The organism is Barnesiella sp. B2-R-119, from assembly GCF_023656675.1.
In the GTDB taxonomy this organism is placed as follows: domain Bacteria; phylum Bacteroidota; class Bacteroidia; order Bacteroidales; family Barnesiellaceae; genus Barnesiella; species Barnesiella intestinihominis.
In genome coordinates, this window is the sequence record NZ_JAMOKL010000002.1 from 553,444 (window position 1) to 570,602 (window position 17,159).

Here is a 17,159-nt window from a genome sequence, read left to right on the forward strand (position 1 = left end):
TCTAACTAAATATTAGAAAATTAAATCCCGATACCTCCTTATAGGAGATATCGGGACCATCATCATCTTCACTAAAACAGATAAAAAATAAGAACGTTTTTTAGGGTTAGCCTATAAAATATCTTTCACAAAAGTTATCTGATAGAAAATATCTTTTGAACGTCTTCTTTTTTAGGCTCCTGCGAAGGCACACTATCGGTTTTAGCCGGTTCTTCATTCATATAAACCGATGAAGTCTTGGGTTCTTCTTTCTTGGGTTCCTGAGACGGCACACTGTCTGTCTTAGCAGGTTCTTCGCTCATACAAACCCAAGCTGCCTCTGATTTAGGCTCCTCTTTCTTAGGTTCTTCGGTTGGGACACTATCTTTCTTTACAGGCTCTACATTGGAATCTTGTGCATACAAACCAAGAGTAGATACTCCCATCATGAACACAGCTACTGATAACATTAACTTTTTCATAATTCTAACTTTTTTAGTTATACATTCTATATTCCATTCTTCGACTATAAAACAACAATCGTTATGCCAACACTTCCAAAGAATACACAAACAACTGATTATAAATAAATTAAATAAATAGAATACAAAAATCTTATGTGGAAATTTGTAGAATAAAAAGAAAAAGGGTGTGGAAAAATTCCACACCCTTTTATCCTCAAATACAGTGAGAGATAAGTGCAAAGGCAAGCGAAAATAAGATTTCCGACTTGACTATGACGAACCGTATCCTATATTCTACAAATATATAAGTTACTCGATTTGATACAATTTCAACTTGTTATACAATGTCTTTCTATCTATGCCTAACATTGCAGCCGCTTTACTTTTATTACCCGAACATTTCTGTAATGCCGATACAATCTTAGTCCGCTCACTATCCGGATCGTGTAAAATATTTATCGACTTGTCTATATTCATGTCTATGCCCAAATGTTCCACACGTATGGGATTCCCCTGAGCAAGTAAAGCCGCCCTCATAACAGTATTACGCATTTCTCTTAAATTTCCCGGCCAAGTATATTGAGAAATCCGTTCCATCGCTTCCGGCAAAAATCCGGGAACAGGCTTTTCGAGTTCTCGATTGGCTTGATCCAAAAAGAAATTAGCAAACAACGGTATATCCTCACCTCGTTCGCACAAATGCGGCATATAGATCGTAAATTCATTGATTCGATGATACAAATCTTCCCTAAATGCACCTGATTTTATAGCCGCCTTCAAGTCTTCATTTGTCGCAGCAATCAACCTCACATCGACTTTTACTTCCGTTGTAGTCCCAATGGGCTTCACTCTGCGTTCTTGCAACACACGTAGCAACTGTACCTGAACATCGTAACTCAGATTTCCTATTTCATCAAGAAAAATCGTTCCCCCATCAGCTTCTATAAAAGCACCGACTTTATCCTCAATCGCTCCTGTAAACGAACCTTTCTTATGCCCGAAAAATTCAGAAGCAGCCAATTCTTTCGGAATGGCTCCACAATCGATGGCGACAAACGGTTTCTCCGAACGTTTACTTAATTGATGTATCCGTTTAGCCACATATTCCTTTCCTGTCCCACTGGCCCCATTGATCAGCACAGACATAGAGGTCGGAGCCACTAACTTCACATAAGTATACAATTGACGGGCAGCTTCACTCTGCCCCTCTAAATAATTTGTTTCTTCCGGTACAGATTCAGACACAGGAATCTGTTTCCCAGTCTTGACACCCGCATTAAAAACCTCGTTTATCTTTTGCAATAAATCTTCCGGATTCACCGGCTTAGATATATAATCTCTCGCACCGAGTTTCATCGCCTGAACAGCCGACGGGATAGCCGCGTAGCTCGTCATTACGATCAAAGGGACATTTACACTCCGATTGCTCACCCATTCCAACAAATCGATGCCGTCTCCATCAGGCAAACGTAAGTCGCAAAGCACCAAATCGACCGAACTTTCAATAAGAGTTTTTTTCGCTGCTGCAATTCCCGAAACAGATGCTACCGAAAATTTTTTCTTGGAAAGCCACGTCTGCAACATAACAGCAAATGTCGTATCGTCTTCTACAATGAGAATATGCTTCATAATTATTCCTCCTTTGCCAATACCAATTTAAGGCCTGTACGTATTTTCTCAGCACAGACCAACAACTTATCAAGATTTCGAGACAGCTCATCGGTCCACTTATGCGCACCTTCCTCTTCCAATCGAGACAACACCGGCAACATATCCGAAATTTTCAACATGGCGAAAATCGGTTGCCACTTATGAGCAATACGTGATACCACAATCCCATCGCGACGAGCCGCGGCCCCTTTCAACTCCTCTATCTGGCTATTTATCTCCTGAAAGAATGTCTCCAATATTTTCCGGCGAGCCTTCGCATCATCTTCGGCAAAAGCCGTAAGAGCCGCAAAATCATACGGAGCCTCTCCTCTTTCACCCTCATCTTCTATCTCACGGGGAGTTGCCTCTTCATTCCAAATCCCCGATAAACAAAAAGATAATTGCGCCAACGAAAAAGGCTTGTGTAAAATTCCCGAAAAACCTTCCGAAAGGAATTGGTCTGCATCGCTCCTCGCCGTAACCATTACAACCGGAAGCTTTCTCGCCAGAGCGATATGAGACTCCCTCAAAAATTTCAAAAAACTCACTCCGTCCATTTCCGGCATCTGCATATCGGTAAACAAAGCATCGAAATGCTCATGTTCCAGATAACCCAAAATCTCCTCGGCCTTCATGCAGGCAACCGATTCTATACCCAATTGTTTCAACTGATTCTCAAAAAGTGTCAATTGTAATTTATCGTCATCGAGCAATAGGCAACGTTTCCCCGAAAAAGCCTTCGTATCGCCGGTCTTCTCCGAGACTTCTTCCAATGGAATTTCCACGGTAAACGTACTGCCAACACCCTCCACACTGCGGACATCTATACGCCCGCCCATCAAATCGACGAGCTGTCGAGTAATAGCCAACCCCAATCCGAATCCCTCGACTCCCTGTGCCGAAGAAAGCCGTGTAAAAGCCTGAAATATATGTTCCAAATCATCTCGGGCTATTCCCCGTCCCGTATCGCTAACCGAAAAAACAAGATATCGAACACGCACAAACACATGAATCGTCACCGTACCCCGGGCTGTAAACTTCAAAGCATTGGACAACAAATTATCGACAATTTGCTTAATCCTTAACGGATCGCCCGAAAAATTGGCATCGGCCGATTTCTCAACTTTCAATACCAGATTCAGTTGTTTCTTATCCGCCACAGGTTGCATAGCAGATACTATTTTATCGAATAATACTTTGGGGCTGAAAGCAATATGATTTATATCCAATTTATGCGACTCCAAACGGTGAAAATCGAGCAAATCGCTTACCAGCGAAAGCAAATGATCCGATGATGCCTTCATGTTTTGCAAATAGAACTTTTGCCGTTCGGTATTATCCAGCCTCATCATCAACTCCACATATCCGATAATAGAACCGAGCGGAGCCTTAAAATCGTGCGTTATCGTCAGCATCAACTTTTCCCGAGCCTCCAACAAATCTTCGGCTCGTCTCCGAGCTTCTTCCAATGCCCTACGAAAACGATCGTCCCTTAACCAACCTTTCCAAACCAATACCCCAAAAATAACCGCCAATAAAATAGCACCGGAAGCCACAGCGACCAAAGCTCTCATAGACTCCTGACGAATCTGTTCATTTCGTTCTTGTATCTTCTCCGATACAATAAGTTGCTCTCGTTCAAAGCTATTCATCAGACGATTGATCTGACCGTTCAACCGTTGATTATCGTTTCTCAATCGCCACCGCTCCCGTTCGAGAGCCTGTTGAGACAACTCCCGGATCTCGTTATAACCGCTTTCCATCGCTTTCAAATCGGCAGCCAACGAATCGCTCAACGCTCCTATACGTTTCGATTCTATCCGAATGCTATCTAACCGAGTAGGTGATTTTCCCGAAATAGCATCGGCTATTCGTCCGAACACATTTTTACAGCGGCGTTTCTCTATCAGCGAATCGCTCTGTCGAACCAATCTTTGCTGACGATTCTGAATAAGGATCAACGAATCTTGCTGTTTCATCATATCCTCTATTTTCCGGTTTTGCTCCTTGGCCACATCAATCGTGGTTCCCATCAATCGCCGTATAACCGCATTTTTCCGATTCAGCAGACCGATAATACTATCGATTCGGGACAGCTGGACAGAGTCCGATGTAATACGACGTAACGAATCCACACATGTTACGGCATCATTCGTCACTCTCCTATATACCGGATAATCCGAAAACTGTCCCCAAACGAGCGATTGTCCCACCGTCTCCGCTCTATACAGAGCCGATAAAGCGGAAGACATCTCCTGACGTTTCAGCCTCATATCCGCCTCGACCGCTTTTATCGATACTAGCAAATTTATCTCATGATACACAAACCACGAAGATGACAACAAAACGGCAATAAGCAACAGATATCCCCAAAGAGCTTTATTACGGGTCGATTTTCTGGAATAAGATGCCATAATTCATTATTTGGCGGTGAAGATAAAACATTTTCACAAAACCTATTCACACTCGTCCTTCAATTTTTTATGCAATTACGAGACTTACTCCTATTCTTCACGCTAATAATATAGCGAAAAAAAATACTCCGTGTACATGCTATCATATTTATCCGGTTCATGCTCCATTATATACGTGCTTCCACTCCAATCGGAATTCATGCACATCGCAATAATCTCCCGTGCGGGGAAACTGTCGGCATCTTCTAATATCCCCTTTCTAAACATTACCTCCACAGTTTCCAACTCACCCGTACGAAGAGAAAAAACGAGCCACACACGTACGGATCCTCTCTCCAAAGGATAATCTCGCAAATACTCCTCCCTAATCTGCTTCCTCAGCGCAAAGACACGGGTCTCTATCACCCTATCCCGATAATGAAACCAGTCAGGCGCAACAGCTTTCTGCTCTGGAAATATCCGAGGATAATTCAAAGGCCGAATCATAACATACGTTTCGTAATATTCGTACAGAAGCAAACTGTCTGCCGATACGTAACTGTTCAAGCACTCGTCTTTGCTCCCGGCTGTCATGGAGAAAAAAATTCCCACCGCACAGACAACGACCGAAAATATTCTTCTCATTTCCATATTGAAATTTTTATTATCACTACTAAGACCTATTCGAACAATCTATTAGTCAAATATAGGAATTATTTTCTTAAATTTAAAAATATTCTTTCTTATTCTTCCAATGATTAAACCGCCGACAAATAGATTTTTGGCAGGATCATAAAAAGTCCGTTAAAAACAGAAAGAGAATACCCTGCATAGCAAGATATTCTCTTTCCTAAATAAACAATAAGACTTTATTAAAGTCGAATCAACTTTAAACAATCGATATGGCAATCATTAGCGTCTTCCCGTCCATGCGACATATTAAAGTCATATCCTTTCTTCTCAGGATCGATAGAAAGCGACACCGTATGTTCTCCGGCATTCAACCCTCGAAGAACAATATAATTGGAATCCAACCATTGTTTCCAATCGCCTGTTGCTTCCAAAATGAATGTACCGGCGTCGTTTCCGTCCACTGCCACCGAACGTATGGCGCACCATGTACCATGCGGCCCGTGTCCGTTAGCACCCCGAAGGGCTATGGCATAATCGCCGGCCTCGGGGACTTGTACCTGAAACTTCACATTAGCCGGACGTGCAAACAAATCGATAACAAAGCCACTCCCCGAAAATCCTTTGTGAAGATTAGAAACCGTTCCTGAATGAGAGCTCTGCTCCGCTTCACAAACCGATTGCCAAGTAGAATAAACAACCGCATTGGACATATCCGATGCAAATCCTTTTTCATCGACAGCATAAACCGAATAAAATCCATCGGGAGCCCCAATTAAATCGTAAGGAGAGGTTACCAGTTTATCCACCTCAGAAAAATTGGAATGAAGGTAGTACTTCATATTTTCCTCTTCCTTCCAACTTAGAGTCGAACCGTTCAATACCAAAACAGGTTCTACCGGCGACCAACATTTCCCGGGTCCGGCCTTCACCAAATTTATTTTGCCTTTCGGTTCATCGATCATCATTTCTATCTCGATCGAATATTCCCCCTTACTATCGGCTGGAAGGACAAAAGGCAATGCTTGTTTCTCGCCATTGACTTTCAACGATTTCACCCGATTTCCCTTTCCAGATACCTTTATATCTATCGTCGCATCGCGATAGCGGAAATCCGACAAAGAAAGCCAGCCGTTCACTATATCGGGTACGACAGGATTAAATGCGATTCCTCGTTCCGTCAAATTCATGCCGAACAAAACTCTATACACCAAACTGATATAGGAAGAAACCGACCACAGTTGCCTATCCGAATTCAAAGCTGTACCCCGATCATATCCGGTGTCGTAAGTCATATTCTCCTTATGTGTCAGGAAAAGAGCCGAAGCTCTCGTTAAAGAAGCCGCCATGTGTTCCACTGCCGATATATTGCCCACCTGACGAGCCGCATACATATACGGTGTTTGCCAAACCGGCCAAACACTTTTATTGTGGTATGCAAAATCGTCGGGAATAGAAGGATAAAGAACAGCAGCCCCGTATGGATATAGCGGGAAATTACCGACCATACGGCGAATTTGCTCATCGGTGCTCGCTCCCAAAACAGCACACAGTCCGTTCGACATGACACCGACCCGTTCCGAAGCCTTATACCCCGAAATTTCGGGATACAAGTAACACTCGTATAAACCTTTGTCTTCGTTCCAGAAATGTTTGTTTATCGAATCCTTCAACACATTCCTGAAACTTTCCCAATATGTTTTCTCACTTTCTGGTTTACCGAGTATGCCGGCCGTCTTCGACAAAAACTCATACATGAACATGTGCAGCGCATTTGTTCCACAAGAAAACGAACTGCCTATCGTCACATTGGTAAACCAATTCGGATAAGTATGGGTACGCCAGTCCATCGAACAAGTCTCCCCTTTGAACAGCCCTATGCGTTTATCGAATGCTACATGAATGTCCTTTCGAGCCGTATAGCTCAAACCTTCATAAGCACCTTCGAGCCACGAACTATCTCCTGTGTACAGATAGTACTCCCAAGCAGCGAGTGCCCACACCACACGGTCGGTCGATATAGGCCATGAACCTCCGCTACCTGTGTCCTGCAAGGCCTCGCGAGGATTACGAAGAGTCTGCTTATCGAGAGTTTTCCGAGACACTTCCGGCATAATCCATGCATAGCTGAACCATATACTGTACACGGCATCACGAGTCCATGTATCGGGCCAAAGAGCGCCGGCCCTAAATGTGCTGTCGCTGCGCACATCCATCAACATCTCTTCCAATGCCATATTGTACAGAGCCTCTATCAACAAATTGTTTTCAGTGGAAAATTTCGGAAAAGACGAAATATCCTGAGATAATTTCCATACTTTCTCTCCGTGATAATCGGAGTGTATCTCGGTTGGAGAAATAGCCTTAGCCGTTCGTATTCCCAAAAAAGAAGCATCCGTAACTCCATCGGGAGTAAAAGAATAAGGCAAAGGAGTACCCTCTTCTCTCACCCAAGTCCAATGGGCAGAAAAATCGGTATTTCTGTTTGCGTTATCCTGCATGCAAAGTGTACCATCTTTTTCCACCAAATGCAAATTCGACTCGGCCGAACGATTCGAAATTGTGTACCAGCCGCTATTAGTTTGAGTAACAAAATCGAAATTCCCGTAGTACCATTCGGCAGATTCGGTAACCGGTTGATCGACCACAGAACAAACGACCTGCCCATTATCGAGAGACAAATATCTACCACTCTTCTTATTTACGATACAAACATGATCGCCCTCAGCAGCCGCTATTTTCCACAAAGACTTATCGCCTTGCTTTTCACGGCTGAATTTACATTCGCCGTCGTCTTCATACAAATATTCTCCCGTCGCCCTATTTTGAAGTGCCCAAAAAGAATACACCTTCTCATCTTTTTGGTTACACGAAGAAAAGATACTCCCGGCAATAAGAAACAGAAATATATATTTCAAATAGATTTTCATACAGACTCAATTCACTTATTGAACGATTAATTTAGACGAAGAAACGGCACCTTCACTTTCGCAACAAACAAAATATGTTCCCTGAGCCCAACCATCGACCGAAACGACAACCGTCGACATGCTACCGTCGGTATCGATTTCCTTAACAAGTTGTCCCATCATACCGTATATTTTCACTTTCGTCACATCGTTACCTTTCACGGTAAAAGAATCCCCAGCCCGTACTAAGGTAGGATATACACTGACATTTGCCACGGCATGCTCCGATTCGATGCCGGTCGTTCCTTTACTCTTTACAGCACATACACAAGTAGGATTTATACCCGAAGGCATAAGTACAACCTTATCGAAAGTACCTCGACCATTATCGCTGCTATATCCGTTATTTGCAGTTTTCGTCGCACTATGGAGATTAAAACTAACTTCCTCGTCATCGACAGAACACAACCCCATATCGGCATACCCGTCACCGTCCACGTCGCACAACACAGGTATATCGTACGATGTACCGAAAGTCACCTGCACATCTTTTGAGACAAAATCGGGAGTCTTATATTCCGTATCTGACGGAGTAAAAGAGCATAACCAAGAACCCTTATCATAGCACACTATATCGTCCTGCCCGTCTCCATTCATATCTCCGGCAACCAATAAGTCTTTATCGCTAATTCCGAACTGTTGGTTTACATCAGGAGCCATCGCTTGGAACGTAATCAGCCACCAAAGGCCAAACTCATTATCGCGACGGATACCCACATCGCCGATACCGTCACCATTAAAATCTCCGGCCAATTTTTTATCTCCTTCCGACATGCCATATATGACTGTTTGAGGGTCTACGAAGTTATTATTCCCATCATTATAATAAAAAATCCAATTAATGAGATTATCGTTTAAATCGAGCTCACAAAGGTCGAAATACCCATCGCCATTCGCATCGAACACAAATACTTGCGAAATAGCTTTATCAGTCGTTTGTGTCGGTAACGAAAAATCTACCGTTCCATCTAAATCAAAATCGAATTTGTAACCGTCGGCTTGCGACCAATATACCAATCCGTCCTGACTCCATGCACTCATGGATAAGCATAAAGCTGTTAATAAAAAGACAATTTTTCTCATGGTAATCACTTTTATTGTTATACATTATTTTAATTTGCGATGCAACGGATCTGCAGCACCGTCACATCAGTTTCTTTATCTATGACCTGTATAAAATATGCACCCGGCATCGAAAGTATCGTCTCGGATAATAATCGATAACTATCTACAATGCAGTCTTCCATACCAATTACCCGCCCCGACAAATCGGTAATTTGTAGACGGAACTCTTTCCCCCGATAAAAATCGGAAACCTCAATGCATATTCTGCCGTTTTCAGTCCAACACTTTATTTTATCGTTTTTTTTTTGATTATCGATTCCACTGTTATAATCGGGCGACATAAAAATCAAGTTATCATAGTCTGCACTATTTCTATCTACCGGTCCGTAATGCACATCGGTTACGATCGCATTTGCCCATTCCGCACCCCACAGACCAATCACATCGCTCAAAATATCCCGCTCATATTCTACCCATACTCCGTTCTGCGGTTTCACAGGAGTCAATGTGATATAAGCGATATTAGGCTGACTATAACCTATGCGATAATACAAGTCCCTCGATTCCCACACAGACGATGTTTCAGACGGTTTCAATAGCCGGAATCCGAACCATGAGGTAGTCGTATTATTCGAACGAACAGCAAGTTTGAACCGGTTGAATTTTTCGATAGGAATCCGAATTGCTCCGTTGTCCGTCGTATTGAACCGAATATCACCGGCAGTCACGCGAATAGCGGATTCTCCCTGATAAGCATCTGTGATTTCATACCACTCGGCCACATTCCCGCCGAACTCGCTGGCTACTACATAAGGTTTCCCCTCTTGCATAACAGAGATATAGGTAGCCTCATCTTTATTTAAAGTCTCGACTTTCGCATCATAACCGAATGTAAACAATTCTGGCATACTTCCTACCCCGCTCGGTTCCGAAGGGAGCTCTTGCGATTTTGTCGAAGTCAGTACCAACGAAGCAAATACCGACACCGATGGAAGAGAAACCTCCACTTTATTGCCGTTCAAGGAATAGGGAACTTCGTTTCTTCCGTCGATAGTAATGCAATACAGTTTATCTGCGACAAAACCATCGGGTAAAGTAAATGAAACCGAAACCTGTGTAGAAGAAGGAACTGTATTAACTTCGTCCCAACGTAAATCTCGGCTGTTACCATAGTTCACAAGATCCACGACAAAAGCATCTATCTCACGTGTCCTTTTATCATAACGCTTTTTCAACGTCCCGAGCACTCCGCTATTACTCCCCGAAACCGTAAAGTCTCCCCGGACATAATCGGTAATAAGATAAGCAGGGTTCGAATAATAGAAATAAGCACCATAAGCAGCGACAAATTTATTCCACTGGGCGATACGTTCGAGTACGCTTGCCGGATAATTTACGGCATGAAACGGTACAGGATCGGTAAATCCGGCAACACCGTCGACCACCTGCGCAGACGGGTATCCTCCTGCCGAAAGACAGGTAGCGAATTGATAATCTATGTTTTCAACCGGCCAACTGGTCGATAAATTCATTTCCGTCGGAGGATAAAAATTAGCGAACACAGGTTTATCGGGATAACGCGATTTAGCATCATAAATATCACGATACAGGTCACTATATTTTGTTCCCGTACCATACGGCCAAAGTTCCATAAACTGATGATTAACTACCGCTCCCGTCGTCAAATGGGGCACATTTCCACTAGTCGAAGGAAGTTGCAATGCCGTAGTCGTAACATCACTCCTTACTTCCTTAACAGCAATATCCAATTGGGTGACAAATTGTGCCATTTCATAAGAAAAATTTCCCGTACCGGCCAATCCGTCACAAACATACGTTTCAGGCAAACCATACCAGTCCCAACGATAACCGTCATAATTATATTCCTGTTGAGCAGCGACGGCCTGCGCTATGAAATATTCATTAAAGCTCTTATAATTCTTTCCGTTCACCTCATAAGGAGCGTTCACATTCTCGTTAGTAGACATTAAATACAGATAAGATCCCCCGTATGTCATGAAACTTTTATCAGCCTCATTTTTCATGGCCCAACTGGGGTGTGCAAGAGCAAAAGCTGACGTACTGGCATAAATACCTGTATAACAAATTGAACGCCCTCCTATCGATCGAAACTTCTCTACTTTCTGTTTCATCATAGCCTTGCTGGTCCACAAACGGTCATCACCGACATACGTATTCCATGTTTCGGTCTCCGGTGCAACCTCCTCATGAGCTCTCATCCACGGGTGATATTCCAATGTATTGATACCCGCATATTGCAACGCAGCAGCCCATTTATCCACATCAAGAGAATTATCGAAAATACAAGTCCAGCCATGTCGCAGATTTACCTCTGATCCCACCTCTTCCTGCGTAGCCAAAGGCAATGATTTAGGACGGGACAAATCAATGTCTGCCGCCGAAACAGCCACTACATTCTGTACTGGAACAGTAATCTCCAAATCAGAAACTCCGACACCGTTCAGATCGGCATAATGTTCATATTTAGGTTTCTTTCGATCATATAGATTAACCAATACGCGGTTCTCCGATGCTCGTAACAAAGCCATATCGTCATACCCATCGCCATCAAAATCGCCCACAAAAGGAATATCGCCCGACGTTCCGAACAAAACTCCATTAATAGCCAAATGGCTCTCGAACTCTGGATACCCCGATATATCGGCGAAACAAACATACCAAGTACCGGAAGAGGGGCGATATACGCAAATATCATCTACTCCATCGGCATTGAAATCGCCCGACAACGGAATATCGCCCGATAAACCGAATCTCCCCTTTTCATCGAACTGTCCGTCACATGGAGCATAATCTATATACCACGTAGCCAAAGAAGAGCCTGATCTCATCACGGCAATATCGGCTTTCCCGTCACCGTTAAAATCACCTACCGCACATTTATCGGTAGCTGTTTCTCCAAACGTTATAGCCTCAATCTCGCTCCATTCATTATCGCCGTTACCCAGTTTCCATATCCAACGTATCTCTTCGCCCGATGTATCTATCTCACAAATGTCGGGAATTCCGTCGCCATTATAATCGGCAACCACCGCCCCGCCCAAGAATACCGAACCGTACGTTTCCGAAATAGTCGACTGATTTCCAGCATCGAAGCTCCACTCCGAAGCGGTTCTATACACAAGATCGTCATGAGCATAACTCGCTCCTACGATAAAAGCAGAAAACAATAATGTTAGAATTCGTATTTTCATGATTTACATTTTTACATCAAACAAGCTTTTCACTCAATACTTTTTCTCTCTGTGGGAAAACTAATCCCGATTTTAGTACCCCGGATTATTAGGCAACAAATTAGGATTGGCATCTATATCGTCGATAGGTACTGGCAACAGCAAATGCTTAGGTGTAGTAAAATTAGTTTTACCTATACTTTGGAAAAATGTCTTTGCATACTCGCCATCGTTATCGTATCGAACTAAATCGAACCATCGGTGTCCACCCTCGAACGCTAATTCCATACGACGTTCATGCCTGATAATTTCTCTCAATTCTACTTGGTCGGTAGTGGTCACATTAGGCAAACCAGCTCTCACGCGTACTCGATTCAACGGACCGCCATCATTCTCGGAAGATGCCAGAGCAGCCGCTTCGGACGAACGCCCCAACTCATTTAACGCTTCTGCTTGCATCAACAAAACATCGGCAAATCGCAATACCGGGAAATTAAGTGGGCTATCCATCGCCCGGTCGACACCTATATTTTCACACAAGAACTTTTTCACGTTATGCCCCGTCTGCGAACAAGTAGGATCATAAGACCAGCCTTGATAGACATCTCCTTCACACCAAACAGAAACCGACTTACGCAAATCGCCTGGTTCATAACTTTCTACAAATTCGGGATAAACAGCAAACCAACCGAAATTTCCCCACGGTCCTCCGATATTGATACTTGCCAAAGGAGCCATATACTCGTGATGCCACCCTCCTTGTCCCAATATATCAAATTCACTGTATGCTGTCACATCTTTTTCATACTGAACCTCAAATAAACTCTCTGGACCGTTTTCGCGCAAATCGCTGAAATTCCATTCATATTTCCGATTAAGAGAATAAACTCCAAGATTCGTCACCGAGTCGATAGCAACCAAAGTTTCGTTATACCGTTTCAATGTCAAATAAACTTTTGCGAGTAACCCGAATGCAGCCCCTTTCGTCGCACGTCCTATGTCGGTCGTATTTTCATAAACAGCCGGTAACATCGATGCCGCATCAGAAAAATCATCAATGATGTGCTGGTAAACTATATCTTTCGATGTTCTCGACACCTGCAAATCATCGCTTGCAGTCTGTTGCTTGTCTATCCAGGGCACATCGCCGAACAACCGTACCAGATTGAAATAATACAACCCTCTTAAAAAATGAGCCTCTCCCTTGTATTGGGTTTTCTTTGCATCAGAAATCTTCGGAGATTTATCGATATTCGTCAAAATCCAATTCGTTCGACTGATTCCCGCCCAGGGTCCGCGCCATAATTCCTTAGCCCCGGAGTTATCGCTGGTCGCTGTGAAGTTAGACAACTGCGTCGTTTCAAGACCGTTTCCACCGGCTTCATTTCCAACACGGCCCTCTCCGGCGACAATATCCAATGTCCACATTCGCAAATTATACATATACGAACTCTGTAACCGCTGATACATAGAATTGACACCACTCTCTATCTCTTCGGGAGAACCCTCCTCGAAAAAGTTTTCGGTAATGATTTGGTCGTTCGGCAATATTTCGAGTTTATCCATACAGCCCGACAAGACAGTCGAAAGAACGACAACAGATATAGTAGATATAATTGTCCTTTTCATGATTCGAAAGATTTAGAATTTTACAGATGCTCCAAACATATAGACTCGGGAAGTAGGATAAATTCCATAATCCAATCCCCAAAGACCCACCTCGGGGTCAAGACCCGAATAATTGGTCAAGGTCCACAAATTATCGAAACTCAAATACAACCGTAATGATTTGGCCCCGATCTTTTTCAACCAATCCTGAGTAAAACGATAACCGAAAGTAAGATTTTTCAACCTCAGATAAGAACCGTCTTCTACCCAACGAGTCGAAGCTCTGTTATTTCGGTTCGGATCGGCATAAATGGCACGAGGCATTGTATTGCTGGATCCTTTCCCATTCCATCGATTCAATGTAGAGGTAAATTGGTTATAAGTACTCTCCATGCCCTCATGAGACACTCTTACGCCATTCCATATATCATTCCCGTACGAACCCTGGAAAAATATACTCAAATCAAAATTCTTATATCCGAATTGATTGTTAAACCCAAAAATAAAATCAGGTTGAGGATTACCGATAACTGTTCGATCAAAATCATTGATTACATCATCACCATTCACATTGACAAACCAAATATCGCCCGGTGACGTATTGACCTGAGAATTATGCGATGCTTTATCAGGAGCGCGGTTTTCCATAGGAACACCCGCAAAGACTTCGTCCAGCGTCTGATAGATACCACCCATCTTATAACCATAGAAAGAGTTGATAGGCAGACCTTCCCGAATCAAACTTACACCGCTGAGGATTTCGGGACCACCCAATTTCAAAACCTCATTCTTATTGAAAGTCATATTTAAGTTGGTTTCCCAAGTAAATTCTCCGACAAAATTGCGAGTATTCAAATTAAACTCGATACCCTTATTCCTCACCTTACCGATGTTCACAGGAGGCCAATCGGCTTGTTCCAAAGATGTTCCACTAGTTTGAGGCACAGGCTTCTTGGTAAGCATATCGTTAGTATTCTTTAAATAGAAATCGACATTAGCGACAATTCGGTCATTCAAGAAACCTATATCCAACCCGACATTGTATTGTTCGACAGACTCCCACTTAATAGACGGATTGGATAGTTTGTACGGATATATAAGCGATACTTGTTCCGACTCAAATCCTCGTTGCGAACCGAAATTATAAACGCCGTTCACTTCCAGCTTATCGGCAAATGCATACGCATCGATATTCTGGTTACCGGTCAATCCATACCCTAAGCGCAATTTCAACATCGATATCCAGGGGACATCTTGCATGAAGCTTTCATTAGACACATTCCATGCTGTTGAAAACGAAGGGAAATACCCGAATCGATTATCGGCTCCGAACTTGGAAGAACCATCGGCTCGGAAAGTTGCCGTCAAGAAATATCGGTTGTCATACGAATAATGAACACGTCCCATATACGACATCAACGCCCAAGAATAAGAATTACCGCCCACATCAGTAGCTTTCGTCGCATTATCCAATTCCGTCGTCATCTCGCTGGCACGTCCCGTACCGGCAGCAGACATCCATTCCTTCTTATACTCTTGGTAAGACGTTCCTATCATGGCATTCAATTTATGTTTGCCGAATACCTTGTCATAAGTAAGTGAATTATCCCACAAATACAACTCTTCATAAGCCGAAGACAATGATTGCGAGGTATTGGTCTGCTCTTTATTACCCCATTTGTATTTAGGTATATAATTGTTATTATACTCATATCCCAGTTCCGCACCTCCGGTAGTTTTAGCAACCAAACCGTCGATGATCTCCCACTCGGCCGAAATATTGGATAACATTCTGAATCCTTTCATACGATACTTTTGTTCGTTTACGATAGCCACAGGGTTCAAAGCATCTCCATTCAACTCGGCATTCCCGGTAGGACCGTTATAATTACCTTCGTCGTCATAAATAGAAATGGAAGGCAACATGCGCATGGCATTCTGAATAACAGTCGATATAGGCTGAGTACGGCGATTCTCGGCACTTAGGTTTACGTTTGCTCTTACCTTTACATTGCTCAATATTTGTGACGATATATTGGATTGAAGATTCAGTCGATTAAATTCCGAATTTTTCATAATACCGTCTTGTGCATAATAACCCACCGATGTCGCATGATTAATCTTGGAATTACCGCCCAAAATAGAAAGATTCACTTTATGCATCGGAGCCGTACGGAATAACGGAGAAAGCCAATCCGTACCAGCACCGAGAGATTCAGGGTCGGCAAACAACGGATTCAACGATAAACCCGCATTCGACCTCATTTCATTATGTAAAGCAGCATATTGTGATGCATTCAGCATATCGAACATCTTTGCAGATTGTTGAATACCGAAACTATAATCTAAATTAATTTCTGTTCTTCCCTCTTTGGCTTGACGAGTAGTAACCATAACTACACCGTTTGCACCTCGCGAACCGTAAATAGCAGTGGCGGAAGCATCTTTAAGGACATCGATAGACTCTACATCTGCCGGATTTATATACCACATACCGCCATTTACGGGAACCCCATCGATAACATACAAAGGAGACGCATCGTTAATCGTACCGACACCGCGAATCAAAATAGAAACATCTCCGCCGGGAGCTCCGGAATTTTGAACCACCTGTACACCCGACATTTTTCCGGCCAAAGATTGTACCACATTAGAAGTCGAATTCTTTACGAGTTCGCTTCCCTTTACAGAAGATATAGAACCCGTAACATCTGAACGTCTCATCGTTCCATAACCTACAACGACAACCTCATCGAGTGCTTTGGTATTTTCTTTCAAAACGATACGTACAGGTTTATTCCCTTTAACACTCGTTTCCACGGCATCATAACCGATATAAGAAACTCTAAGTATTGGATTTTTTTGATCCGATTTTATCGAGAAATTACCGTCCATGTCGGTCACAGCCACATTTTTACAATCTTTCAAATGGACTGTCGCACCTATAATAGGTACACCCGAAGCATCTATAACCTTTCCCGAAATAAACTGTTGCGAATCAGCGGCCGAAACTTTGCCGGGACCGCCCTGCTCTGTCTGCTGTGCAGAAATCCCAAACGGTTGGGAAAACAAGAGTACCATACACCCCATGAGGCAACATACTCTCAAACCTCTTTTACTTTGTTTTTTCCTTGTCATAGCAACGTGTTTTTCTCTATGTTATTTTTTCATTTTGCAAAAATGGTATTG

Annotated in this window: 9 protein-coding genes; all 9 read right to left on the reverse strand. The window is 43.0% G+C overall.

Features of this window, described 5'->3' with window-relative positions; translation table 11 throughout:
* Positions 1–134: 134 nt before the first annotated feature.
* Positions 135–461 carry a hypothetical protein gene (locus NBH06_RS05620; RefSeq protein WP_021892676.1) on the reverse strand — a complete coding sequence of 109 codons (327 nt, stop codon included), beginning with the start codon at positions 459–461 and terminating at the stop codon, positions 135–137.
* A gap of 291 nt (positions 462–752) precedes the next feature.
* Entirely contained in the window at positions 753–2,072 is a 1,320-nt protein-coding gene (locus tag NBH06_RS05625) for a sigma-54-dependent transcriptional regulator (protein ID WP_250793232.1), read from the reverse strand.
* Between the two features lie 2 nt (positions 2,073–2,074).
* Entirely contained in the window at positions 2,075–4,507 is a 2,433-nt protein-coding gene (locus NBH06_RS05630; RefSeq protein WP_250793233.1) for a hybrid sensor histidine kinase/response regulator, read from the reverse strand.
* Positions 4,508–4,609: 102 nt separating this feature from the next.
* A complete protein-coding gene (locus tag NBH06_RS05635; protein ID WP_250793234.1) occupies positions 4,610–5,137 on the reverse strand; it encodes a hypothetical protein in 528 nt (175 codons plus the stop codon).
* A gap of 221 nt (positions 5,138–5,358) precedes the next feature.
* Positions 5,359–8,046 carry an alpha-L-rhamnosidase-related protein gene (locus tag NBH06_RS05640; RefSeq protein ID WP_250793235.1) on the reverse strand — a complete coding sequence of 896 codons (2,688 nt, stop codon included), beginning with the start codon at positions 8,044–8,046 and terminating at the stop codon, positions 5,359–5,361.
* A 15-nt stretch (positions 8,047–8,061) separates the two neighbouring features.
* Entirely contained in the window at positions 8,062–9,168 is a 1,107-nt protein-coding gene (locus NBH06_RS05645) for a T9SS type A sorting domain-containing protein (protein ID WP_008861588.1), read from the reverse strand.
* Positions 9,169–9,197: 29 nt separating this feature from the next.
* Positions 9,198–12,383, reverse strand: coding sequence for an FG-GAP-like repeat-containing protein (locus NBH06_RS05650; RefSeq protein ID WP_250793236.1), 3,186 nt, complete (start codon positions 12,381–12,383; stop codon positions 9,198–9,200).
* 72 nt (positions 12,384–12,455) lie between these two features.
* Positions 12,456–13,991: a RagB/SusD family nutrient uptake outer membrane protein gene (locus NBH06_RS05655; protein WP_250793237.1), complete on the reverse strand. Its 1,536-nt coding sequence runs from the start codon at positions 13,989–13,991 to the stop codon at positions 12,456–12,458.
* A gap of 12 nt (positions 13,992–14,003) precedes the next feature.
* Positions 14,004–17,108 (reverse strand): SusC/RagA family TonB-linked outer membrane protein, encoded by a 3,105-nt coding sequence (locus tag NBH06_RS05660; RefSeq protein WP_250793238.1) that lies wholly within the window; start codon positions 17,106–17,108, stop codon positions 14,004–14,006.
* Between the last annotated feature and the right edge of the window lie 51 nt (positions 17,109–17,159).